The organism is Gordonia sp. 'Campus' (assembly GCF_022206305.1).
Taxonomy (GTDB): Bacteria; Actinomycetota; Actinomycetes; order Mycobacteriales; family Mycobacteriaceae; genus Gordonia.
In genome coordinates this window covers 54,166-78,169 of sequence record NZ_JAKOIW010000007.1, presented here as the reverse complement: position 1 = coordinate 78,169, position 24,004 = coordinate 54,166, and the positions used below count along the sequence as shown (strand labels likewise).

Genomic DNA, 24,004 nt, shown 5'->3' with positions numbered 1-24,004 from the left:
AAGTCCTCTGCACAGTACTATTTCGACGACGCTCCGTACAGTCACAGCGTCGTCAGCCGTTCCGACCGCGAGGAGCCTCATGCCAGCTCAGGGATTCGCCACGCGTCGTCGTGCGGTGTTGTTCGACGCGCTTCTCGAGCTGATCCTGCGCGAAGGATTCGCCCATCTGTCGATCGCCGACATCGCCGCCGAGCTACGGTGCTCCAAGTCGACGCTGTACACCCTCGCCGCCAGCAAGGAACAGCTGGTCACGGCGACCGTGACGCACTTCTTCCGCACCGCCACCGATCAGGTCGAAGCACAGGTCCAGGCGACAGAGAGCCCGCGTGAACGCGTCATCGTCTACCTGGTGGCGGTCGGCGAAGCGCTCTCACCCGCGTCGGAGACGTTCATGCGCGACCTCGACGCCTTCGGCCCGACACGTTCCCTGTACGAACTGAACACCGCAGCCGCGTCGTCCCGGGTCCAGGCACTCATCGCCGACGGCGTCGCGTCGGGCGAGTTCCGTGACGTCGACGCCGCATTCGCCGCAGACCTCGCGACCTCGATGATGAGCCGCATCCAGCGTCGCGAGGTCCTGGCCGCCACCGGGCTCGACGACGCGGCCGCCTACCGGCAGCTCGCCTCGATCCTCACCGCGGGGATCGACGCAGGCGCTCCAGGTGCGTGACCCCCACGTCGTCGATCCACCAGGACACCCGCACCTCACGCTCGGAGTGGTTGCCGCGCACGTCGACCCACAGCTCGTCGTGCAGCCGAACCGTCCCGTGCGCGACGGCCGCACCGCGAACGGCCCCGAAGCGGACGGCCTCGGGGTCCGCCCATGTGACCGCGTCACCGGGATCGCGGACGGTCGCCGTGTACTCCTCGGACGCCAGCGGCAGGTCGAGCAGCGTGGCCAGCACGTCGGCGTCGTCCGAGATCACCGTCGGCCCGGCGAGCACCGACTCGTCGTCGGACAGCACCTGCAAGAACCAGGCCCGGTCGACGACCACCGCGCGGTCGGTCACGGTTCCGGCGAGGCTACGCACCCGGTCGGGCACCTCCACGTCGGCCGGATCGATCGCACCGCGCCGGCATGCCGCGACCACCGCCGCGTGGACGGCCACCGCTGCGCCGGCGCTGATCTCGCGGGAGGGATCGCCGAGTCGCGTCACCAGCAGCGCCGCGTCGTCGGCGTCGTCGGGTTCGAGTCGCGCGAGCGCGCCGGACAGCCCGTCGGCATCGGGGTGATCCAGCGGATCGATGATGTTCGCGAGGATCTCGTCCGACGGCGCGCGGTACTCGCCCAGCAGCAAGCCGTCGATCTCGGCGTGCCGACGCAACCACCAGGCCGTGTAGCCAGAACGGTCGGTCAGCAGCGGGGCGATCTGCTCGTCGCCGGCCAACATCGTCAGCGCCTGCGGCCAACGGGTCTCGTCCACGAGGTCGAGGTCGCGTACCGCGGAGAGCGTCTCGGGCGCTTCGGGTAGCGAGTCCCACCAGTCCTGTTCGTCCGGCAGGTCGTGATCGGGCCCCACCGGCAGGTCGTCGTCGACGGTGACGAAGCCCCACCCGACGCCGATCCTCCGCAACGGCTCGGCACCGCACTCGTCGACGACGCTCTGGTCGACGACTCCGAACGGGTGGTCGTCGACGAGGACGGTCAGCAGCGGGCTGCCGGGCAGGAGGAGTTCGTCGGCGGGCCGCAAGTCGCCCTCGGCATCGGTCAGGGCGAGTGCCGAGAGCCACGGCGGCACCGGCGCATCCGGGTCGGCGCGCACGACCGCACACACCTCGGCGGCCAACCCGTCGTCTCCCACGTCGTCGAGATCGGCATCTTCGACGAGCACACGCAACGCCGGGTCGGCGAGCGCCTCCGGCACCGAGAGATCCTGGACTCCCAGACGTTCGAGCAATTCGTGGCGAGCCTCCGGGTGGACGGTCGGAATCCAGCGCATCGGAGTGGAGATCCGATCGCTGACGAACAGTCCGCGGGGACCGATCGCCATTCGGCCGTCCGAACGCGGAATCGGCAGGGCGCCCAACTCCTCGATCTCCCGGCCGGTCGACACCAGCGGGGCCAACGCATCGTAGAGGTCATGCCACCACGACGGATCGCGCCGCACCCCGGTGAGCCGCTCGGCCGTCGCCGCCAGTCCGAGCTCCTCGCCACCGAGCCGCCCCAGCGTCGGAAGGTTCTGCGCGAGAGAAAGATCCGGGTGAACGAGATCTCCGAAGAGCTCCCCCAGGATGTCCGCCAACCGATCCGTCAGGCCGACGAGCACGACCGCGCGGGGCGGGATCAGGTCGTCGCCGGCCGCGGCCGGGAGCCAAGCCGCGTCGCGGAGTTCCCGACGGACGGCTTCGATCAGGCGGGCGTCGTCGGGATTGCGCGCAAGATGCAACTCGGGCACGAGACGGAGCCGTCGAGCAGGGTCGACCAGTCGAACCAGGTCGACGTAACCTGTGGCGGCATCGGCGATCTCGGCTTTCGGATGCAGATGCCGGCGATCCGGAGTGAGTGCCAGATCGGTGATACACCGGCACGGCAGGCTCAACTCGATGTCGGTCGGAGTGGGGGCACGAAGCACGTCATGTGCGGGCGCCGGGCCATCGTCGGCGTCGACGAGCCATCGGGTTCCGCCGCGCGCGACCTCGAGCCACCGCCGCGGCGCGGGCAGCGTCTCCATGGCGGACGCATCCCCCACGACCGACACGGTCACCAGGGTCGACCGGGCGGCGACATCGTCGAGCTCCGGGCCGGGGACCCGCGCCACCGACACATCGACACCGGATACGGCGATTCGTTGCAAGGCAACGAGTTCCACGACGAGGTCGGGCGCCTGTGCCAGCATCGCCTCGACCAGCGGGCCGGGCTGCTCACGCAGGTGCAGCACCACCTCGGTGTCGTAACCGTCGGCGGGCGCGTGTTCGGACGGCCACACCAGTCGCAGGACCGGGACCGCGGGCGACCCACCAGCGGTGGTTGGCGTGATCCCCGCTGCCCGCACCGCCTCGAGCGTCGCCTCCCGGTCGAAGACCACCGACCCGGTACGCGAGCGCACCTCGACGCGATCGGCCACCGTCGCGGTGGCAGTGAACCCGACGCCGAACCGGCCGATCTGACCTCGGCCGGCATCCCCGGAGTCCGTGACCTCACCGTCGGCCGGTTTCGCCGAGACCCGCAGCGCGGCGAGCGATCTGACGCCGTCGCGGGTCAGCGGGGCGCCGGTGTTGGCGACGTGGAGCTCCGAACCCTCGACCCACACCGCGAGTTCGCCGTCGACACCGGCAGCGGCCGCGGCATCGGCGGCATTCGCGGCCAACTCGGTGAGCAGCCGATCGCGGTAACCCACTGTCACCAGGTCGGATTCGGCCGCCGCGTCCTCGGCAAGGCGTGTCGGCGACGACGCCCAGCCATCGAGCGTCGATGATCGCAGCGCGGCCGTACCGAACGGATCGTCACTCACGGCTGAGGTGTCCTGGAGGTCGGGCCCCGGCGATCGGGCAGGGTGGGTCAGGAACGGGCCGGCTCTGCGTCCAGCGCAGCCCTCGCGATGATCTCCACGGCGCCGTCGTCGTAGGCGTCGTAGGCCGGCGAGCCCTCGCCCTTCGGGGCCTGGACATCGGAATGTGCACCGCAGCCGTATTCCGCCGACACAACGCGGCCGTCCGCGGCGTACTCGTTGGTGCACGCGCCGAAGCCGACTCGCAACGCGCCCGCGAGGGGAACGTAGAAGCCGCAGGTGCAGCATGCGAACGGAGCCGCCTGGGCCATCTCGGAACCGGGACCGAAGTCGCCGTCGTACCAGCGCTGCGCCGCGTCGGCTCGACCCTCGCGGCTCAGCAGACGCTTACGTCCCAGACCGAGTTCGCCTGCCACCTGGCCGATGTCGTCGGGTTCCGCTGAATCGGACTCGAACCGGAACTCGTCACCGGTGTCGATCTGATTGGGAACCAGACGCGGATCGTCGGGTTCGGCGGCCAGCAGGTCACCGGCACCGAGGTCACCGGACGCGACACGCTCGGACCAGGGCACCCACGGCGGCGCGAGCAGCGACCCGTCGCCCGGCAGCAGCACCACCTCGCTGAGGGTGATCTCGTCGCTGCCCGGGGAACCCGCCAGCACGACACACCACTGCCATCCGCGATAACCGGTGAGTTCGGCATCGAAGTAGTGCGCGGCGGCCCAGTCGCCCTCGGCGACGCTGCGCCGATGCGCGCCGGGCTGCTGACCTTCGTCGAGCAGCGCGGAGCGTGCGATGTCGACGGCCGCCAGGAGCCGTTCGCCGTCACTTACCTGAGTCACCGTTCCAGTGTGCAATATCCCCGACGTGTGCCACACAACGACCCGCTTCAAGCGGGTGCGGCCGGAGATGAGGAACAATCGTCTCCGTGATCCCACGGAGTTCCCGACACGACGAGGGGCGCGGGGCCCCCAGGGGTCCGGCGAACCACCGGCCACCACCCGACGACACCGCGCGACGGGCCGCGCAGCATCCCGGTTCGACGAACTACCCGGTCGACGAGACGCGCCAGATGAGAGCGCGACGTCCGGCCCCCGGCTGGGGACCGCCGAGCGGCCCGGGCCCCGGACGCAACGCCTACCTCCCGCCGCCCACCCACAATCCACATCTGCCGCCGCTCGACGACCGCGGTCAGCCCCCGCATGACGAGCAGACGCGCGCCATGCCGACAGAACACGGCCCCCGCACGCCCAAGAAGCTGACCGTGATGCGAGTCGCCGCGATGCGCAGCCGAGAGCTCACCGGCAAGGGCATCGGCAAGATCCACCAGGCCGCGACGGCCGACGGCGCCGATCAATCGGGGCTGACCGCGCTGACCCTCCCGGTGATCGCCAACTTCGCCGCCGACGCCGCCATGGCCGTCGCGCTGGCCAACACCCTGTTCTTCGCCGCCGCGACGGGCGAGTCCAAGACGAATGTCGCGCTGTACCTGGCACTCACGATCGCGCCGTTCGCACTCATCGCGCCGCTCATCGGTCCGCTCCTCGACCGGCTGCAGCGTGGGCGTCGCATAGCGATGGCCGCGACCTTCGGTCTCCGCGTCGTCCTGGCTCTTCTGATCATGGCCAACGTCCAGTGGAACGACGTGACGCAGCAGCTCGAATACGACCCGTGGGTGCTCTATCCGTGCGCGCTGGGGCTGCTCGTGCTGTCCAAATCGTTCGGCGTGCTCAAATCCGCGGTCACCCCGCGCGTGGTGCCGCCGACCATCGATCTGCCGCGCGTCAACTCACGGCTGACGACCTTCGGTCTGATCGGCGGGACCATCGTGGGCGGCGCCGTCGCCGGCATCATCGAATTCCTGCTCGGCCAGCTGCTGCCGATCCATCTGCCGGGCGCGATGGTGTGGCTGGCGATCGTCGCCGCCGCCGGCGCCTACCTGTGCATGCGCATCCCGTCGTGGGTCGAGTCCACCGAGGGCGAGATCCCGACCACGCTGACCTACCACGGCGAGCCGGCCAGGTCCGGCCCCGATCCCGATGCGTCGACGAGCGCGCGCGACGGCGCGAAGATGCTGGCCGCGAAGATGCGCCAGCCGCTGGGCCGCAAGGTGGTCGCGGGTCTCTGGGGCAACGGCACGATCCGCATCCTGACCGGCTTTCTGACCCTGTTCATCGCGTTCTATGCCAAGGCGCAGCAGGGCGACGCCTCGGACTGGACCCAGTTGCTGTTGCTCGGCGCCGTCGGTGCGGCTGCTGGTGTCGGCAACATGATCGGCAACGGCGTCGGCACCCGACTCGAGCTGAAGAACCCGCCGGCCATCGTCGTCTGGGCAACCGCCTCGTGCTTCGTCGTCGCCGTGCTCGCCGCCATCTTCGGCAACATCGTTGCCGCCGCGGTCGCCGCCCTGGTCGCCTCCGGCACGAGCGCGATCGGCAAGGTGTGCCTCGACTCGTCGATCCAGGACGACCTGCCCGACGAGTCGCGCGCATCGGCGTTCGGTCGCTCGGAGACGGTGTTGCAGCTGTCGTGGGTCTTCGGTGCCTCACTCGGAGTGCTGCTGCCGCCCACGCTGTGGATCGGGTTCACCGTTGTCGCCGTCCTGCTCGGCTTGGGCCTGGCGCAGACGGTGATGACCACGCGCGGCAAGTCGCTGGTTCCCGGGCTCGGCGGCAGCCGTCCCGACCACGCCGCGCCCACCGTGGCGTTCCGGGCCGCCGGTGGGTCGCAGGCCCGGAGGAGTCCCGCGACGGCCGACACCCGCCCCCACCCGCAGCGTCCGTCGACCGCTCAGATGCCGACTCCGCACAAGCCGACGACCGCTCCGTTCGAGAATCGGGGTGACCGTCCGTACAGCCACGGCGATCACCCGCCGCACAACCAGACAGGACAACGTCGTCAGTGATCAGCAGTGGTGAGAAGAAGGCTCTGTCGATCATCGCGATCGTGGTGGTGGCGTTCGTCGCCGTCGTCGGGACCTCGGTGTACCTCCTGACCCGCAACGCGCAGCACACCGACCAGCCCTACCTGCACATCGCAGTCGGCGACGAGCTGCACAGCGTCGAACCCCGCTGGTGGTGCGACCTGATGCTCACCGAGTGCGACCCGGAGATCACCACGCCGCGGGAAACCGCGGACATCCCGGTGCCGGTGGACACGACGATCATGGTGACCGTGTCGAGTGAGATCGCGCAGGGCCCGTGGAACCTCGCGGCCGTCTACCAGACCCCCGGCGGGCTCGTCGAAGACGAGCAACCCCAGGCACCGGACAGCACGTACACACTCACCCTCCGGTCGACGCCGGAGAAGGAGCTCATCGGTTTCACCGTCATCGCCGCGTCGGCGCGGCTGTCACCGGCCGACGAGGTCCTGCCGCGGGGCGAGTTGGCCGTGCAGACCGCGCCCGCCCAGTAGCGCGACTCAGGAATCGAGCTCGCGGGCCACCGCGCGCACGACCTCAGAGATCCGCTGGGCGGTCTTGCGATCGGGATAGCGCCCCTTGCGGAGATCCGGCTGGACCTTCCCCTCGAGCAGGGTGATGAGATCGGCGACCATGCCGTGCAGCTCGTCGGGCGAGTGGCGCTTGACGTCCTTGCGGGCCGCCTCGCGGACGTTCTTGGACACGCTCGGGGCCGGCTCGAGGACCTTGACGCTCAACGCCTGCGGACCGCGGCGTCCGGCGGCCATGCCGAACTCCACGCGTTGTCCGGGCTTGAGAGCCTCCACCCCGTCGGGCAACGCTGCCGAACGCACGTAGACGTCCTCACCACTCTCCTGCGAGAGGAAGCCGAAGCCCTTGTCCGCGTCGTACCACTTCACCTTGCCGGTCGGCACTGTGCTCACCCTCATCTGTTCTTGATCCGTCGAAAAACGACCTGTCACGACAAAAGACGCCATCACCCATCTCGACGACCCGACGGCGTGTGCCGTACGAGCCCAGACGGATGCAAGGCGCCTGCTACGACCATCGTAGCCAACACCGAACCCCGCGGTCACACCATTACCCGCCGCGGCAGATCGGCCGACGCCGCACCCGCTGCCGGTGCACTACCGTGGGAGTCATGCAGAAGACGTCGTCCCCGCGATTGCTGCAGGCGGCCGGGGTTGTGTTCGCAGTCGGAATTCTGGCGGTCGTGGCGTTGTTCATCACACCATTGGTGACCGGCGGCGACACCGCGCCGACCGCCGTCTACCTGCTGACCATGTGCGCGCCCCTGGGATTCGTCCTGGGCCTGGTGTACGCACTCCGTGCCGGACGCCGAGCCAGGTGAGGACCGTGACCACAACCATCGACACCACCCCCGATCTCGCCCCGGTATCCGACGGCAGGGCGCTTCGCGAGGCCTACAGCTGTTTCCCGTCCGGCGTCGTCGCGGTGTGCTGCCGAGAGGGCGACGGGGATTCGGCCACGCTGATCGGAATGGCCGCGAGCTCGTTCACGACGGTCTCCCTCAATCCTCCGCTCGTCTCGGTATGCGTGCAGAACACGTCGACGACGTGGCCCAGGATCCGGACCGCCCCCGCGATCGGCGTGAGCGTGTTCGCCGGCGACCAGATCGAGGTGTGCAAGCAGCTCGCCGGGCCGTCGGAACATCGGTTCGACGGCATCACCCCGCTCAGTACCGACGCAGGCGCCGTGTTCGTGCCCGATGCGGCCGCGCACCTGTCGTGCACCATCCACAACGAGATCCAGGCCGGCGATCACACGGTCGTCCTGCTCGAGATCGAGACCCTGCGCGCCGATCCCGGCGTCGAACCACTGGTGTTCCACGCCAGCACCTTCCGTGCCCTCGAAGCACGCAAGGACCTGAACCGGAAGTGAGCCGCATCGCAGCATGACCATCGTCGGCCTCGGAGTGCCCCTCCCGCGACCTCCGCACGCGGGGGCGCCTTCCGACGTGCCGACCGACGGCCCGCTGCGTGACACCTTCGGTCGGGTCGCGAAGGACCTGCGGGTGTCGGTCACCGACCGATGCAATCTGCGCTGCGCGTACTGCATGCCCGCCGAGGGCCTCGACTGGATGCCCACCGATCAGGTGCTGACCACCGACGAGCTGGTCAGAGTGCTCACTGTGGCCGTGCGTGATCTGGGCATCGAACGCATCCGGTTCACCGGGGGCGAGCCGCTCCTGCGCCGCGACCTGGACGAGATCATCGCGGCGGTGGCGGCCCTGCCGGAGTCCCCCGAGATCGCGATGACGACCAACGGGCTCGGGCTGCCCCGCCGGGTCGACGGTCTCGTCGCCGCCGGACTCGACCGCATCAACGTCTCGCTGGACACCATCGACCGTGCCCGCTTCGCCGCCATCACCCGACGCGACCGGCTCGACGACGTCCTCGACGGTCTGGCCGCGGCACGGGCGGCGGGGTTGAACCCGGTGAAGGTCAATGCCGTGGTGCCCGAGCGTGCCGACCTGGCCGGCGTGCCCGACCTCCTGGCGTTCTGTCTGGAGCACGGGTACGAACTGCGCATCATCGAACAGATGCCACTCGACGCCGACCACGCGTGGCAACGGGCCCAGATGGTGACGGCCGACGAGATCCTCGCGACCCTGCGCACCCGGTTCACGCTGTTGTCCGACCCTGTCCCGCGCGGTAGTGCGCCGGCCGCGACGTGGCTCGTCGACGAACACCACGGGCCGTCCGGTCCGGCTCGCGTCGGGGTCATCGCGTCGGTCACCCGCCCGTTCTGCGGGGACTGCGACCGCACCCGGCTCACCGCGGACGGGTCGTTGCGCAACTGTCTGTTCGCCACGTCGGAAACCGACCTGCGTTCCGCGCTCCGCACCCTGCCCGATGACGAGATCGACGCCGCGGTCGCCGAACTGTGGCGGGGCAGCATGTGGGCCAAGGCAGCCGGCCACGGGGTGAACACCGAGGGCTTCCGGCAACCGACCCGGCCGATGTCGGCGATCGGCGGCTAGGCTCGCCCTCGATGCAGCTCACAGTCCGCTTCTTCGCCGCCGCTCGTGCCGCGGCCGGCACCGAGGAGAGTGTCCTCGACATCGATCCGTCGATCACCCTCGGCGACCTCGAACAGTCCCTCGCATCCGGAAACCCTTCCCTGGCGACGGTTCTCGAACGGTGTTCCTATCTCCGCGACGAGATCGCGTTCTCCGACCGCACGCGCACGCTCGGCACCTGCACGACCCTCGACGTCCTCCCCCCGTTTGCCGGTGGTTGACACCACACACCGCTTGTGACCTTTGTCACATAACGGCGGGGTAACAGGATGGGCACGGGACGGCCACTAACCCGTTGAACTGGGATGACGCCCGAAGTGGGTCGAGAGACCCGGATCCGGGCCGAAAATCGGTTGCGTGGAGCAGGTGATTCGGTCCCCCGAACGACGTACTGTACGAATCGTCCTCCTCGGAGGTCACGACACAGCAACCAAGACATAACGTCCCACCGGCCGCGCCGAGCCTCGTTCCGCCGGTGGGAACGACAAGCAATCTAGGAACGAGGACGGGGGACCCAACCTCAGTCCCCTGAGACCGGACACCACACCAGGTGTCCTCGGGGTTAAGTCCCGGAATCCTTGGCCACCACCAAGAGGACCGGGGCCGAGCACCTCTCGCTCGAACCCGACAGCTGACTCCGTAGGCGCGTGGAGAGAGGAAATACATTCATGTCCGGACGTCATCGCAAGCAGACGACCAGCACCACCGCCAAGACCATCACCAAGGTCGCCCTCACCGGCGCGGTCCTGGGTGGCGGAGCAGCCCTCCTGGGCACCGGAACCGCCAACGCGGCCACCGACGCCGAGTGGAACCAGGTCGCGCAGTGCGAGTCCGGTGGCAACTGGGCCATCGCGACCGGCAACGGCTACCACGGCGGCCTGCAGTTCTCGCCGAGCACCTGGACCGGCCACGGCGGCGGCGAGTTCGCCCCGACCGCCGATCAGGCCTCCCGCGAAGAGCAGATCGTCGTCGCCGAGCGTGTGCTGGGTTCGCAGGGCAAGGGCGCATGGCCCACCTGCGGCACCGGCCTCTCGGGTTCGACCCCGCGCAGCGCGCCGACCGACACCCCGCGTGAGATCGCTCCGGTCCTCCCCGGCGGCAACGGCAGCGTCGACCTCGCCAAGACCACCGAGGACGTCGCCGAGCAGGTCACCGATGCCCTCACCAAGGCCGGCGTGAGCCCCGAGGTGCAGAACCTCTGGAAGGCCGCCGCCGAGAGCGGTGTCACGCTGAACCAGGACCAGATCAAGATGTTCAACGACAACAAGCACCTGTTGCCGCTTCCCTGATCCGGGACACAGACGAAGGGCCCCGCACGATGAATCATCCGTGCGGGGCCCTTTTCCATGTGGTTTCGACAGGCTCAACCGCCAGGATCAGGCCGAATTGACCCATTCGTCGGTGCCGTCGTCGAAGAACTGGTGCTTCCAGATGGGCAGCCGCGCCTTCACCTCGTCGACGAGGCGCGAGCACGTCTCGAAGGCCGCGCGGCGATGGTCGGCCGCGACGGCCACCACGAATGCGACGTCGCCGATACGAAGGTCGCCGACCCGGTGCGACACGGCGACCGCGCGTACCCCGTCGACCGCGGACACCTCGTCGACCACCTCGGCGAGAACCTTCGGCGCGGTCGGATGGCCGGAGTAGTGCAGTGCCGTGACCGACCGGCCGCCGTCGTGGTCGCGGACCGCCCCGACGAATCCGACGACTGCGCCCGCCTTGCCCCCGGCGGCGTCGACGACCATCTGCTCGTGGGCGGCGAGACCGATCTCCTTCTCCGACACCGCGGTGTGCACGACCCTCGAGCCGGTTTCCCCGACCATCAGTGATCGCCTCCCCGGATCTGGTCAAGTGCGTGGTGGACGACCCCGGCGAGCACCTCGAGGCCGTCGCGGACGCCTCCCGTGGAGCCGGGCAGGTTCACCACGAGGGTGGAACCCGCGATGCCCGCCAAGCCGCGCGACAGCACTGCGGTCGGGATCTTCGGCAGACCCGCGGCACGGATGGCGTCGGCGAGTCCGGGGATCTCGCGGTCGAGCAGCGGTCGGGTTTCCTCGGGCGTGCGGTCGGTGGGTGTCAGGCCGGTTCCACCGGTGGTGATGACGAGGTCCACATCGGCGTAGACGGCGGCTCGCAGCGCCTCGCCGACGGGCGGCCCGTCGGCCACCACGTCGCACTCGTCGACCTCGAAACCCTGCTCGATGAGCCAGCTCTCGATGATCGGCCCGGTGCGGTCGGCGTAGACGCCGCTGCTCGCCCGGTTCGACGCGACGACGATCCGGGCCACGCGGACGCGTGTCTGCTCAGTCATCGTCGGAATCGGCGACGTCGCGGTGCCAGTCCCCTGACTTACCGCCGGTCTTCTCGAGCAGGCGGATGGCGTCCATGTGCGCGCGCCGGTCCACGGCCTTGACCATGTCGTGCAGCGTCAGGCCCGCGACGGCGACCGCGGTGAGTGCCTCCATCTCCACCCCGGTCTGACCCGAGGTGGCGACCGTGGCGGTCACGTCGATGGTGTCGGTGCCGATCGAGAAGTCGACCTCGACCGATGACAGCGCCAGCTGATGGCACAGCGGGATCAGTTCGTCGGTGCGCTTGGCGGCCATGATCCCGGCGATGCGCGCGGTGGCGAGGACGTCGCCCTTGGGCAGCTTCGACTCGCTGAGCAGGCCGATCACCTCGGCAGAGGTGTGGAAAGTGCCACCGGCGACGGCCCTGCGCCGCGTGGTCGCCTTGGCGCCGACATCGACCATGCGGGCCGTGCCTGCACTGTCGATGTGTGTCAGCCGGGCGCCGTCGGCTCCGCGGGGGTCCGACCCACCATCGTCAGGTCCGGTGGGCGGCATCGGCGTCAGCGGTTGACGACGGTCTTCGACTGCACGAACGGCAGCTGATCGGCCGGGATCGGGAACTCGGTCTCGCCGAACGGCGACAGCGCGCCGGAGATGTGGGTCGCGAGCTCGGACACGGCGTGCTCCGCGGCGTCGCCGTTGTCGTCCTGCGGCCAGCCGTTGTCGACGTAATGCTTCTTACGGACCTTGCCGGTGCCGGCGCCGGCCTCGCCGGGGCTGGTCGTGCCGGTGCTTGCTGCGTCAGCGCCAGATTTGTTTGCCACGTCGAGCATTGTGCCATGTCGTTCGGATGAACAAGTGCCGTGTCCAGGGCAGGAGGGCCGTCCTGGGGCTATCGTCGTCGCATCAACGGGCACGCCACCAGGAGGCACCGATGGCCCCCCAGCCAGACCAGGTCGCCGGATACCGCGTGATCACCCGTCTGGGCTCGGGCGGGATGGGGACCGTCTACCTGGTCGAGAACCCTCAACTACGACGCCGGGAGGCGCTCAAGGTCATCTCGGTGGCCGACACCGTCGACGACGAGTTCGCCCGTCGGTTCAGTCGCGAGGCGCAGACCGCGGCCGCGCTGGACCACCCGAACATCGTCACGATCTATCACTACGGGGTGAGTGACGGCGACCCCTGGTTCACCATGGCCTACCTCGACGGCGCCGACCTGCGTCGTGCCTCGTTCCGGCCGGAGGAGGTGGCGGCCGTCGTCGGCCGGGTCGCCGACGCCCTGGACCACGCCCACGAACGCGGGGTGATCCACCGGGACATCAAACCCGCCAACATCCTGGTCACGCGCAGGGCGACGGATCACGCCCTCGACCGAGTGGTCGTGCTCGACTTCGGGATCGCGAAACTCACCACCGCCACCACGTTGACGGCGCCGTCGTCATTCGTCGGAACGCTCGTCTACGCCGCGCCGGAGATCCTCGACGGCAGACCGGCCGGACCCGCCTCCGATCAGTACTCGCTGGCATGTACCGCTTACGAATTGCTCTCCGGTGCAACCCCCTTCGACGCCGACACCCAGACCCGGCACATCGTCGCCAAGTTGACGACGTCGCCGGCCCGGATCAGTGAGCACCAGCCCGGACTCGCCACCCTCGACCCGGTGTTCGATCGCGCGCTCGCCCGCGACCCGATGGACCGCTATCCCACCTGCCGCGCCTTCGCGGACGACCTGCGAGCCGCCCTCGCCGGTCCCGGGCCGGATTCCGTCGGCGAGGCCGCCACCAGCGTGATCCCCCCACCACACGGCACCCGGCATCTCGCATCACCGCCGGGCATCACCCCGCCCCTCCCGGCCGGGGCCGTCACGAGGGTCCCGCCGACACCTGCCGCGCCGGTCCCCCCGAAACCGACCCGGAGCCGATGGCCGCTGCTGATCGGGGCGGTATGCGCGGTGGTGGTCCTGCTGGTGGTCGCCGCGATCGCCGTGCTCACCCTGCGCGGCAACGACAATGACCCCGACGACCCCGCCGCACCGGCTCCGCAGGCGTCGAGCGCAGCCGGGGCCCAACTCAGCGCCGGCCTCGGAACGACGTGTTCGCTGCAGGACGGGAACGCCTACTGCTGGGGACTCAACGACAACGGGCAACTCGGCGACGGCACGACGACCGACCGCTCGACCCCGACCCGCGTCGCCGACCTCACCGACGTCACCGCCATCACCACGGGCGGTCCGAACACGTGCGCGGTCGCCGGGTCGAATGCGTACTGCTGGGGCAACAACGATTACGGGCAGGTCGGTGACGGCACCACCGATGCGCGTCTCGTCCCCACCCGTGTCGCCGGTCTCGCCGACGTCACCGCGGTCTCGACGGCCAACTGGGCCACGTGCGCCATCTCCGCCGGGTCCGCATATTGCTGGGGCACCAACGATTTCGACCAGGTCGGCGACGGCTCGACGGCCAACCAGTACCGCCCGGTGCGGGTCGAGGGGCTCGACGACGTGACCGCCATCAGTGTGGGGGTCAATTTCACCTGCGCGATCGCCGGCGGCGACGCCTACTGCTGGGGACTCAACGACAACGGGCAGATCGGCGACGGGACCACCACCAATCGGGCGCGACCCACGCGGGTCGCCGATCTCGACGCCGCCACCGACGTCTCCGCGGGTGCGGCAGCGGCCTGCGCCGTCGCCGGCGGCAGCGCATATTGCTGGGGCAACAACGCCTTCGGTCAGCTCGGCGACGGCACCAAGGAGTCACGGACCGCCGCGACGCTGGTATCCGGGTTGAGCGACGTCGGTGCCATCTCCACCGGGTCGTCGAGCACGACGTGTGCCATCGCCGGCGGGACAGCCCACTGCTGGGGCGCGAACGCCTGGGGATCGGTCGGCGACGGCACCCTCGAGGACCGCCCCGCGCCGGTTCGCGTCGACGGATTGACCGAGGTCGACGCGGTGTCCGCGGGGGAACGGACCACGTGTGCGTTCGCGGCGTCGACCCTCTACTGCTGGGGGTTCAACGCCACCGGTCAGCTCGGTGTCGGAGGCACCGACGACCGTCTCGAACCGACCCCCGTGTCCTTCTGACAGCGCGGCCGGGTCATCCGGTTGAAGGGTGCCCGAGGCCTCCGGGGCCTCGGTATCGTCACTGCGTACGTCTGTGAGAGCAGCCAATTGTGACCCCCAGGAAGAGGTGACGCCGTGCCGTTGAGTCCTGGCACCCACATCGCCGGTTATCGCGTGATCTCACAGATCGGCGCGGGCGGTATGGGCGAGGTCTACCTCGTCGAGAACCTCCAGCTCGAGCGACGTGAGGCACTGAAGGTCATCTCGACCGCGGTCAGCGCTCAGCCCGGGTTCAACCAGCGGTTCACCAATGAGGCCCGCACCACCGCGAAGCTCGACCATCGCAGCATCATCACCATCCACCAGTACGGCATCGAAGACGGCTCGCCCTGGTTCTCGATGAGCTACGTGGAGGGCAAGGACCTCACCGAGGAACGCCTCACCCCACCCGAGGCGGCCACGGTCGTCGCGCAGGTCGCCGATGCCCTCGACTACGCGCACCGCCATCACGTCGTCCACCGGGACATCAAGCCCGCCAACATCTTGGTGACGCGCGACCCGGCGACCAATGCCGTCGAACGCGCCCTCGTCCTCGACTTCGGTATCGCCAAACTCGCCGGCTCCGCCAATCTGACCGGTACGCATTCGTTCATCGGCACCGTCGCGTTCTCGGCCCCGGAGACACTCGAGGGCGCCGACGCCACGGCACGGTCCGATCAGTACTCACTCGCCTGCACCGCGTATGCCATGCTCGCGGGTCAGCCGCCGTTCGTCGGACAGTCCGAGCCGTCGGTGATGCTCGGACACATCCAGCGACCGGTCCCCCACATCGGTTCGCTCCGTGGGGATCTCGCCCATCTCGACCCCGTCTTCCAGCGGGCGCTGTCCAAGGATCCCGCGGCCCGCTACCCCGACTGCCGCAGCTTCGCCTCGGCTTTGCGTTCAGCTCTCGAATCCCCTGCGGCGCAGAGCAACACGATGATCGCGGGTGCGGTGCCACCGCCGACACTCATGGGCGGCAACACCGGCGGGCCCTCCGCACCGCACCAGCAGTTCGGACCGCAGTACGGTCAGTACACGCCGCCGCCCCAGCCGACGATGACGGGGCCGTCGGGACCGCAGCCCCTGATGAGCAAGCCGTCGGGGCCGCAGCCGCTGCACACCTCGGCTCCGCACAACTCACCACCGCACATCTCGGGACCACATGCTCAAGCCGGCCCCCCGGGATATCCCGGAATGCCGCCGGCACCGCCGAAGAAGAAGCGGACCGGACTGATCATCGCCGGCGTCCTCGGCGCCGTCCTGCTGCTCGTGGTCGCCGCGGTCGTCGGACTGGCCGTCATCGGCAGCACCGTCGACGACCCCGAGAAGGCTCCGGTCGCCCAGCCGATCGTGACCACGAACTTCGGCAGCAGCTGCGCTGTGGTCACCGGCGCCGTGCACTGCTGGGGCGACAACGACACCGGCCAACTCGGTGACGGCACGACGACCCCGCACACCCGCCCGGTCGCGGTCACCGGCGTCTCCGACGCCACCGCGGTCACCACCGGCGGCTACCTCACCGGCGAGAACGCCTACGTGTCGACCGCGTGCGCCATCGCGTCCGGCAGCGCCTACTGCTGGGGCAACAACCATTACGGCGAGGTCGGCAACGGGACCAGTGGCACCTCGGTGGACACCGCAGCCAAGGTCGGCACGATCACCGACGTCAAGGCCATCTCCACCGGTTGGGGCACGACGTGTGCCGTGTCCGGCACCGACGCCTACTGCTGGGGCAACAACGAGTACGGCCAGCTCGGCACGGGCGGCGGCACCGATCCGGTCTCGGCACCCACGAAGGTCCCCGGGCTCGGCGTCGTCACCGACATCGCCACGGCCTACGGAACGACATGTGCGGTCTCCGACGGTTCGGCATTCTGCTGGGGCGCCAACGACAACGGCCAGATCGGCGACGGCAGCACGACGTCGCGTTCGGCCCCGACCAAGGTCGGCTCACTCACGGACGTGACCGACATAGCGATCGGCGGCTACCACGAGGCCGCCGAGGACGACGACCCCGACACCAACACGAGCACCTACTTCCAGACCGCGTGCGCCGTGGCCGGCGGCGACGCCTACTGCTGGGGCTCCAACGCCTACGGCCAGATCGGCGACGGCACGACCGAGTCCCGCCAGACCCCGGTGCAGGTCAGCAACCTCTCCGGCGTCAGCGGCATCTCGACCGACTGGGGCACCACCTGCGCCGTGTCCGACGACAAGGCGTTCTGCTGGGGCGACGACGACCGCAGCCAGCTGGGGTCCAGCGGCGGCTCGGTCAAGATCCCCCGCGAGGTCACCTCGCTCACCGACGTCACCGCGATCTCCACCGGCAACGGGACATCGTGTGCGATGGCGGCGTCGTCGGTCTACTGCTGGGGTTTCAACAACGACGGACAGATCGGCGACGGCTCCAGCGGCGACAGCGCCAACCGCACCACCCCCACGAAGCTGACGATCTAGCGGAGCCTGAGCCGGCGACGAGCGGGCACTCGGTCTGATCCGACCCGTGCCTGCACCGCGCTGCAAGCAGTCAAGTCGGGCGTGACGCACCGCACAGATGATTGACTGAGCGCATGGCAGATCGTGGTCGTCGCGAGGCTCTGGTGTTGTTCGCCCTCATGGCGACCGCAGTACTGGTGTTCGGGGTTGTGACGGTGCTGCGCGGCGGGGAGGAGACCGAACAGCTCTCCGCCGCTCCGACTCTGGAACCGTTGCCCACGCTGCCCGAGGTTCGGTGGAAGGTGGATGCGGCATCGTCTTTCGGCAGGGAATTCCGCGATGCGTACGTGCGTGTGATAGCCGCCGACGATACCGCTGTGATCGTCACCGCCACTCCGAGGTTGGGTAAGCAAGGGGCTTTACTGGCCGTGGACCCGAACACCGGGCGGCCGCTGTGGAATGCACCCAGGATGGGATGGGACAGCGAATGTGCGATCAGTCATGACGGTCGACTGGCCTGCACTCGACAGGTCCTCGACGAGGGCGCCGTCGCAACCAGGGTGTCGTTCATCGATCCAGGCACCGGCAAGGACGAAACCACTGCGACCATCCGCGCTGACGGTTGGTCGACCATCAAGCGCGCCGGTGACGGTTTCCTGGTCGAGACCGACGGTACGGAGAACATCGCTGTCTTCGAGGAGATCTCCGAGAGCGAAGCACAACGTCTCGAGCTTCGGATAGAGCGCGTGACCGATCCTCCTGACCGGCAGAAGTCGGTCACCAAGTTCGACTCGCGGGGTCACCAGAGCTGGTCGATCGCACCGCCTCTCAACCACGGAGAATCAGTCGTCTCCGAAGCCGGCAACCTGTTCGCGGTGCAAGACAGCTCGCACGGCGGTTTCGTCGTCTACCGGTTGGATACAGGGAAGTCCGTGTTCACGGCCCCGCGTCGCACGGCAGACGGGTCCGGCCCGACTACTTACAGCGTGGTCCTGCACCCGTCGGGTTTCGTCACGAGTTCAGGCTCCTCTTCAGCGGATCACCGGGTCGAGTTCTTCGACGCCGACGGCACGAGAACCGGCGATCTACCGGGTTGGCGTGTCACCACCGGCGAACTCGATCGGGTCATGACGATCGACGGTGACGACATCCCGCTGTCGTCTGGGTCCGTCGTCGGGGTCGGGTCGATTGCAGACCACACCGTGCGGTGGGATACCGACAAGTCACGATCCACGCTTGAACTCCTCGATGGGAGGTACGCGGTGGCCCCATCGGACAGAAACTACGGAATCGGTGTTCCGCAGGAGAACCAGACATGGACGGTGTTCGACACTCGAACCGGGGATCAACGGGGCGAGTCGATAGTCGAATCCAGACAGGACTTGTTCGGCTTCGACGGCACCAGAATGCTTTTCATGGGTGATGCGAATTCCGATCAATGGTCGGATCTCGACAGCCTGACTGCTTATGACGTCGAGACGGGCGGGGAGGCGTGGCGACTGTCGGCACCCACGGACAACGCCTTCTGGCAAGTCACCGGACCGTACCTCCTTCTCAGCGAGAACGGCACGGACGCCGTGCCCGGCTCGATCGCCCGGTACTCCTCCCGATGACAAGAACAGTGGCCTCGCGGAGCGTGGGCGGCAAGGGTGGTCAGCCGGCCGGGCCCAGGTAAGCTCGATCGAATGAGTTCGGATGACCAGCACAGCGGCCTGGCCGCCGAGTTGGCTGCACGTTCGGACGACGAGCTGACGGACCTGCTCCTCGAACGCCCCGATCTCGCGTCCCCGACGCCTTCGGGCACCCGGGTTCTCGCCCAGCGGGCGTTGTCGGCCGCCTCACTGGCCCTCGCCGGCGAAGATCTCGACGTCCTCGCGGTCGCCGTGCTCGAAGAGGTGGTCGGGGCGAGCACGGCCGACGGCCAACGCGAGCTACCCGGCCCCGTGTCGGCGTCGCACCTGCTCGACGCGCTCGATGGTCGCGCCGATCCGGCTCTGTTGCGCGACCGCATCGACCTGCTCCGACGCCGGGCCATCCTCTGGGGCGACGACGCCGGGTTGTACTCGGGCGCACACACGGCCTCGGCGATGCCGTGGAAGGCCAGGCATCTCACCGGTCCGCTGGCGGGCCGGTCGGCCGACGACATCGCCGCGATGCTCGCCGAACTCGACGAGCGTCCCCTCGGGTTGTTACAGACCCTCGCGCGCGGACCGGCACTGGGCCGGAGCCGCGATGCCGCACCCGACGCCGATCCCACCTCACCTGTGGCGCAACTGATCTCGTCGGGACTCTTGGCGCGTATCGATGAGCAGACCGTCGAGCTCCCACCCATGGTCGGCGCCGTGCTCCGCGAAGAACCGGCCTGGCGCACAGACGATCTGAACCCGCCGGTGCTACACGAGCCGCGCGCCAAACCACGTTTTCCGGCCAAGGCCGTCGACGCGGCCGCCGGGGGTGAGGCACTGGAGCTCATCCGCCACCTGAGCCAGTTGATCACCGTCCTCGGTGCCACCCCGGCCGCGGTACTCCGCTCCGGCGCGCTCGGCGTTCGCGAACTTCGGCGTCTCGCCAAGCTGACCGGGCTGGAGACGCAGCGTGTCGCATTCCTGATCGAACTCGCCGCGTACCTGCGACTCATCGACGCCGGATTCCCGGAACCGCCGCCGCCCAACGACTCCGGGGAACAGTCCTTCGCCCCCACGTCCACCGCCGACACCTGGCTGCACCAGCCACGTGAGCGTCAGTGGCTTGCGTTGGCTGACGCCTGGTTGCACATGCCGCGCCGCGCGTGGCAGGTCGGCGACCCCGATCGTGACGGCAACGCACTCGCCACACTCGCCGCCGACCTGCACGACGCCTACGCCCCGGTGCAGCGACAACTCATCCTGTCCACCCTCGCCGACGCCGACCCGGCAGTCGCGGTACCCACGGACACGGTGCTCGCCGCACTCCACTGGCACCGGCCTCGACAGATCCGACGCTTCAGCCGGCGCGTCGTCGCCGAGACCCTCCGTGAGGCAAGGGAACTGGGCCTGGTCGCGCATGACGCGCTCACCACGGTGGGGCGGGCCTACACCGTCGAGGAGCCGCCCGACACCGATCCGGCCGACGTCGATGCCGCGGTGCTCGCGGCCATGCGCAAGGCGCTACCGGCTCCGGTGGACCACTTCCTGACGCAGGCGGACCTCACCCTCACCGTCCCCGGACCGATGACCCCGGAACTGGCGGAGCAGGTCGAGCTCGTCGCCGACCTGGAATCCGGTGGCGCCGCATCGGTGTACCGGGTCTCGCCCGAGAGTGTGCGCCGCGCGCTCGATGCGGGACGCAGCAGCAACGAACTGCTGTCGATGTTCACGACCCACTCGAGAACGCCGGTGCCGCAGTCACTCACCTACCTGATCGAGGATGTCGCACGTCGTCACGGGCAGCTTCGCGTGGGCGTTGCGTCGGCTTTCATCCGGTGTGAGGACCCGACGGTGCTCGCCGCGGTGCTGCGCAGTCCGGCCGCCGATGCGCTCGCCCTGCGCGCACTCGCACCGACCGTCGCGGTCTCGCAGTCGGAGGTACGGGACGTCATCGATCAACTGCGTGCCGCGGGATTCGCTCCCGCGGGCGAGGACTCGTCGGGCGCGCTGGTGGATCTGCGGGAGCGCGGTAGCCGGGTCTCGGTGTCGCGGGCGCGACGTCAGAGCCAGCCACGTCGTAACGCCCCGTCGGAGGCACAGCTGCGGTCGGTGGTCACCCGCATCCGCTCGACCGACCGGGCTGCCGCCGCGACCCCGGTCGTGCGTACCGATCACGCCACCCCGGTCCGCGCGACCGGTGGCGGCGAATCGGCGACGGCCCTCATCCAGTTGGCGCTGCGTGCGAACCGCAGGCTCCGGGTCGGGTACGTCGATGCACAGGGCTCCGCGAGCCGGCACGTCGTCACACCCAAGATCCTCGGCGCCGGTCAGCTGGTTGCCGTGGAGGAGGGCAGCGACGACGAGCAGCGCTTCTCGCTGCATCGACTCACCAGTGTGGAACTGCTCGACGCCTGAGTCCTGCCGATAGAGACGTCCTGTGGCGCACGTCTCATTCTTGCTACAGTCAGATATGACCGCTGCACGCGACCTCCCTGAGCGCGAACACGGTGGCGGCCCTGTCGCCGACACCTATCAGCACGATCTGGTCGCCCGGAGGAAACCCACCGCACGCCGTCGCCCCGTGCGACGGCCGGCAGATCTGGTCACCGCCATCGGTCCCACGCTCGCCGGTGCCAATGTCATCATGCAGCTGGCCAACCCGAAGGTGGGCTACGGCGTGCACGAGAGCCGCGTCCCCTCCGGCAACGCCATCAAACGGCCGATCAAGCGCGGCCGCACCACCGGCACGTTCCTCGCCGTCGCCCTGATGGGCAACGAGTCCGACAAGGCCTACATCCACGAGGCGGTCGGTCGCATCCACGATCAGGTGTACTCCACCGAGACGAGTCCCGTCCGCTACAGCGCCAACGACTCGCGTCTCCAGCTGTGGGTCGCGATCTGCCTGCTCAAGTACTTCATCGACCAGTACGAACTCCTCCACGGCCCCCTGACTGCCGAGGAGAAGCAGACGGTGCTGACGCAGGCCCACCCGCTCGGAACCGCGCTCAACGTACCGGCGGACAAGTGGCCCGCGACCTACGACGACCTATTGGTCTACTGGAACGGCGAGCTCGCCGGGCTGCGCATCGACAAGCCGGTGCGCGACGAGCTGCGCAGTCTCGCCGACCTCTCGTTCCTCGAGTACCGGGTCGGCAAGCTCGGGACGCTTGCGCATGTCACGCTCGGACCCTCGTTGGCCTACGCCATCAAGGCGGGCCTGCCGCCGGAGTTCCGCGAGATGATGCGCTGGCGGTGGACCGAACGCGACGAACGCCGCTACCAGCGTGCACTGGTCGGATTCCGACTCGTCGACCCGGTCCTGGCGCCCGTTCTGCGAGGCGTCTTCCGGCTCAACCTCCTCGATCTGCGCCTCCGCCGCAAGCTCGGCATCCCCGTGTTCTGACCCACATCGTGCCCCGTCGCTGACAATCGTCGGTGCGATCTGGACAATGGAGCGGGTGACCGACGGACCCCTGATCGTGCAATCCGACAAGACGCTGCTGCTCGAGGTGGATCACCCCGACGCAGCGGCGGCGCGCGCGGCGATCGCCCCCTTCGCCGAACTCGAACGTGCACCCGAGCACGTCCACACCTACCGGGTCACCCCGCTGGCATTGTGGAACGCCCGCGCCGCCGGGCACGACGCCGAGCAGGTCGTCGACGCACTCGTCACCTACTCGCGCTACGCCGTCCCGCAGCCCCTGCTCATGGACGTCGTGGACACCATGGGCCGCTTCGGTCGCCTGCAGCTCGTGAAGCACCCGGCGCACGGCCTGACGCTGGTCAGTCTGGACCAGGCGGTGTTGATCGAGGTGATGCGCAACAAGAAGGTCGCCCCGATGCTGGGCGCCCGCATCGACGACGACACGGTCATCGTGCATCCGTCCGAGCGCGGCCGGCTCAAGCAGGTGCTGTTGAAGGTCGGCTGGCCTGCCGAGGACCTCGCCGGGTATGTCGACGGCGAAGCGCACCACATCGAACTCGCGCAGGACGACTGGCAGTTGCGTGACTATCAGGAGATGGCCGCGGACTCGTTCTGGGCCGGCGGCTCGGGCGTGGTGGTCCTCCCCTGCGGTGCCGGGAAGACAATGGTCGGCGCGGCGGCGATGGCCAAGGCCGGCGCGACGACGCTGATCCTGGTCACCAACACCGTCGCCGGGCGCCAGTGGAAACGCGAACTCATCGCACGCACGTCGCTCACCGAGGAAGAGATCGGCGAGTACTCGGGCGAGCGCAAGGAGATCCGCCCGGTCACCATCGCGACCTATCAGGTGATGACGCGGAAGTCCAAGGGCGAGTACCGGAATCTCGACCTGTTCGATTCGCGCGACTGGGGTCTGATCATCTACGACGAGGTGCACCTGCTGCCCGCGCCCGTCTTCCGGATGACCGCCGACCTGCAGTCCCGGCGTCGTCTGGGCCTCACCGCGACACTGGTCCGCGAGGACGGCCGCGAAGGCGACGTCTTCAGCCTGATCGGACCCAAGCGCTATGACGCGCCGTGGAAGGACATCGAGGCGCAGGGTTGGATCGCGCCCGCCGACTGCGTCGAGGTCCGTGTGACGCTCACCGACGAGGAGCGCCTGCAGTACGCCGTCGCCGAGCCGGAGGAGAAGTACAAGCTCTGCTCCACCGCCCACACCAAGGTCAACGTGGTGAAGGCGATCCTGGAGAAGCACCGCGGTCAGCAGACGCTGATCATCGGCGCCTACATCGATCAGCTCGAGGAGCTCGGCCGCGAACTCGACTCGCCGGTGATCCAGGGCTCGACCAAGAACAAGGAGCGCGAGGTCCTCTTCGACCGGTTCCGCTCCGGCGAGCTGCAGACCCTCGTGGTGTCGAAGGTGGCCAACTTCTCCATCGACCTCCCGGAGGCGTCGGTCGCGGTGCAGGTGTCGGGCACGTTCGGGTCACGGCAGGAGGAGGCACAGCGCCTCGGCCGGCTGTTGCGTCCGAAACGCGATGGCGGACAGGCGCATTTCTACTCCGTGGTCTCCCGCGACACCCTTGACGCCGACTACGCCGCCCACCGTCAGCGGTTCCTGGCCGAGCAGGGTTACGCCTACCGCATCACCGACGCCGACGACCTGCTGGGCCCGACCATCGGCGACGCCACGTCCACGGACTGAGT

At 69.0% G+C, this 24,004-nt stretch carries 21 protein-coding genes and 1 riboswitch; of the genes, 14 read left to right on the top strand and 7 right to left on the bottom strand.

All coding sequences use genetic code 11. The annotated features are described in order from the left end of the window. The first annotated feature begins 79 nt into the window (after nucleotides 1-79). On the top strand, nucleotides 80-670 hold the full coding sequence (locus tag MAY35_RS09925; protein WP_238421135.1) for a TetR/AcrR family transcriptional regulator: 591 nt from the start codon (nucleotides 80-82) through the stop codon (nucleotides 668-670). On the opposite strand, the gene MAY35_RS09920 is transcribed toward MAY35_RS09925, so the two are convergent. Then, the gene (locus tag MAY35_RS09920; protein ID WP_238421134.1) at nucleotides 633-3,452 is read right to left on the bottom strand and encodes a sacsin N-terminal ATP-binding-like domain-containing protein; all 2,820 of its coding nucleotides are present in this window, start codon (nucleotides 3,450-3,452) and stop codon (nucleotides 633-635) included. The genes MAY35_RS09925 and MAY35_RS09920 overlap by 38 nt on opposite strands. Nucleotides 3,453-3,499: 47 nt before the next feature. Then, nucleotides 3,500-4,291, bottom strand: a complete 792-nt coding sequence (locus MAY35_RS09915; RefSeq protein WP_238421133.1) for a DUF3027 domain-containing protein — start codon at nucleotides 4,289-4,291, stop codon at nucleotides 3,500-3,502. 230 nt (nucleotides 4,292-4,521) lie between these two features. Here MAY35_RS09915 and MAY35_RS09910 point away from each other — a divergent pair, with 230 nt between their 5' ends. Then, nucleotides 4,522-6,354 carry an MFS transporter gene (locus tag MAY35_RS09910; protein ID WP_238421296.1) on the top strand — a complete coding sequence of 611 codons (1,833 nt, stop codon included), beginning with the start codon at nucleotides 4,522-4,524 and terminating at the stop codon, nucleotides 6,352-6,354. Further along, complete coding sequence (locus tag MAY35_RS09905; RefSeq protein WP_238421132.1) at nucleotides 6,351-6,863, top strand: DUF2771 family protein; 513 nt, start codon at nucleotides 6,351-6,353, stop codon at nucleotides 6,861-6,863. The genes MAY35_RS09910 and MAY35_RS09905 overlap by 4 nt, the downstream gene beginning before the upstream one ends. A gap of 6 nt (nucleotides 6,864-6,869) precedes the next feature. On the opposite strand, the gene MAY35_RS09900 is transcribed toward MAY35_RS09905, so the two are convergent. Then, a complete protein-coding gene (locus tag MAY35_RS09900) occupies nucleotides 6,870-7,283 on the bottom strand; it encodes a cold-shock protein (protein WP_055477138.1) in 414 nt (137 codons plus the stop codon). A gap of 227 nt (nucleotides 7,284-7,510) precedes the next feature. Here MAY35_RS09900 and MAY35_RS09895 point away from each other — a divergent pair, with 227 nt between their 5' ends. The 5 genes from MAY35_RS09895 to MAY35_RS09875 all read left to right on the top strand — a co-directional run bounded on the left by MAY35_RS09895 (nucleotide 7,511) and on the right by MAY35_RS09875 (nucleotide 10,701). Further along, complete coding sequence (locus MAY35_RS09895; protein ID WP_238421131.1) at nucleotides 7,511-7,720, top strand: hypothetical protein; 210 nt, start codon at nucleotides 7,511-7,513, stop codon at nucleotides 7,718-7,720. A 5-nt stretch (nucleotides 7,721-7,725) separates the two neighbouring features. Beyond that, the gene (locus MAY35_RS09890) at nucleotides 7,726-8,271 is read left to right on the top strand and encodes a flavin reductase family protein (RefSeq protein WP_238421130.1); all 546 of its coding nucleotides are present in this window, start codon (nucleotides 7,726-7,728) and stop codon (nucleotides 8,269-8,271) included. 13 nt (nucleotides 8,272-8,284) lie between these two features. Further along, the gene (gene moaA / locus MAY35_RS09885; protein ID WP_238421129.1) at nucleotides 8,285-9,373 is read left to right on the top strand and encodes a GTP 3',8-cyclase MoaA; all 1,089 of its coding nucleotides are present in this window, start codon (nucleotides 8,285-8,287) and stop codon (nucleotides 9,371-9,373) included. A gap of 11 nt (nucleotides 9,374-9,384) precedes the next feature. Further along, on the top strand, nucleotides 9,385-9,633 hold the full coding sequence (locus tag MAY35_RS09880; protein ID WP_238421128.1) for a MoaD/ThiS family protein: 249 nt from the start codon (nucleotides 9,385-9,387) through the stop codon (nucleotides 9,631-9,633). A 224-nt stretch (nucleotides 9,634-9,857) separates the two neighbouring features. Continuing rightward, nucleotides 9,858-10,074: riboswitch (cyclic di-AMP (ydaO/yuaA leader) on the top strand. A 6-nt stretch (nucleotides 10,075-10,080) separates the two neighbouring features. Further along, the gene (locus MAY35_RS09875; protein ID WP_238421127.1) at nucleotides 10,081-10,701 is read left to right on the top strand and encodes a transglycosylase family protein; all 621 of its coding nucleotides are present in this window, start codon (nucleotides 10,081-10,083) and stop codon (nucleotides 10,699-10,701) included. 87 nt (nucleotides 10,702-10,788) lie between these two features. On the opposite strand, the gene MAY35_RS09870 is transcribed toward MAY35_RS09875, so the two are convergent. The 4 genes from MAY35_RS09870 to MAY35_RS09855 are packed head-to-tail and all read right to left on the bottom strand — an operon-like array spanning nucleotide 10,789 to nucleotide 12,536. Continuing rightward, nucleotides 10,789-11,235 (bottom strand): molybdenum cofactor biosynthesis protein MoaE, encoded by a 447-nt coding sequence (locus MAY35_RS09870; RefSeq protein WP_238421126.1) that lies wholly within the window; start codon nucleotides 11,233-11,235, stop codon nucleotides 10,789-10,791. Next, nucleotides 11,235-11,723 (bottom strand): molybdenum cofactor biosynthesis protein B, encoded by a 489-nt coding sequence (locus MAY35_RS09865; protein ID WP_238421125.1) that lies wholly within the window; start codon nucleotides 11,721-11,723, stop codon nucleotides 11,235-11,237. The genes MAY35_RS09870 and MAY35_RS09865 overlap by 1 nt, the downstream gene beginning before the upstream one ends. After that, nucleotides 11,716-12,258: a cyclic pyranopterin monophosphate synthase MoaC gene (gene moaC / locus MAY35_RS09860; RefSeq protein WP_238421124.1), complete on the bottom strand. Its 543-nt coding sequence runs from the start codon at nucleotides 12,256-12,258 to the stop codon at nucleotides 11,716-11,718. Before moaC ends, MAY35_RS09865 begins: the two co-directional genes overlap by 8 nt. Nucleotides 12,259-12,263: 5 nt before the next feature. Then, nucleotides 12,264-12,536 (bottom strand): hypothetical protein, encoded by a 273-nt coding sequence (locus MAY35_RS09855; protein WP_238421123.1) that lies wholly within the window; start codon nucleotides 12,534-12,536, stop codon nucleotides 12,264-12,266. A gap of 101 nt (nucleotides 12,537-12,637) precedes the next feature. Here MAY35_RS09855 and MAY35_RS09850 point away from each other — a divergent pair, with 101 nt between their 5' ends. The 6 genes from MAY35_RS09850 (at nucleotide 12,638) to MAY35_RS09825 (ending at nucleotide 24,002) form a co-directional block, all read left to right on the top strand. Next, nucleotides 12,638-14,791, top strand: a complete 2,154-nt coding sequence (locus MAY35_RS09850; RefSeq protein ID WP_238421122.1) for a protein kinase — start codon at nucleotides 12,638-12,640, stop codon at nucleotides 14,789-14,791. A gap of 114 nt (nucleotides 14,792-14,905) precedes the next feature. Next, nucleotides 14,906-17,269, top strand: coding sequence for a protein kinase (locus MAY35_RS09845; protein ID WP_238421121.1), 2,364 nt, complete (start codon nucleotides 14,906-14,908; stop codon nucleotides 17,267-17,269). Between the two features lie 113 nt (nucleotides 17,270-17,382). Continuing rightward, the gene (locus MAY35_RS09840) at nucleotides 17,383-18,861 is read left to right on the top strand and encodes a hypothetical protein (RefSeq protein ID WP_238421120.1); all 1,479 of its coding nucleotides are present in this window, start codon (nucleotides 17,383-17,385) and stop codon (nucleotides 18,859-18,861) included. Between the two features lie 72 nt (nucleotides 18,862-18,933). After that, a complete protein-coding gene (locus MAY35_RS09835) occupies nucleotides 18,934-21,288 on the top strand; it encodes a helicase-associated domain-containing protein (RefSeq protein WP_238421119.1) in 2,355 nt (784 codons plus the stop codon). Between the two features lie 55 nt (nucleotides 21,289-21,343). Further along, nucleotides 21,344-22,276, top strand: coding sequence for an oxygenase MpaB family protein (locus MAY35_RS09830; protein WP_238421118.1), 933 nt, complete (start codon nucleotides 21,344-21,346; stop codon nucleotides 22,274-22,276). A gap of 55 nt (nucleotides 22,277-22,331) precedes the next feature. Next, the gene (locus MAY35_RS09825) at nucleotides 22,332-24,002 is read left to right on the top strand and encodes a DNA repair helicase XPB (protein ID WP_374237937.1); all 1,671 of its coding nucleotides are present in this window, start codon (nucleotides 22,332-22,334) and stop codon (nucleotides 24,000-24,002) included. Nucleotides 24,003-24,004: the final 2 nt, after the last annotated feature.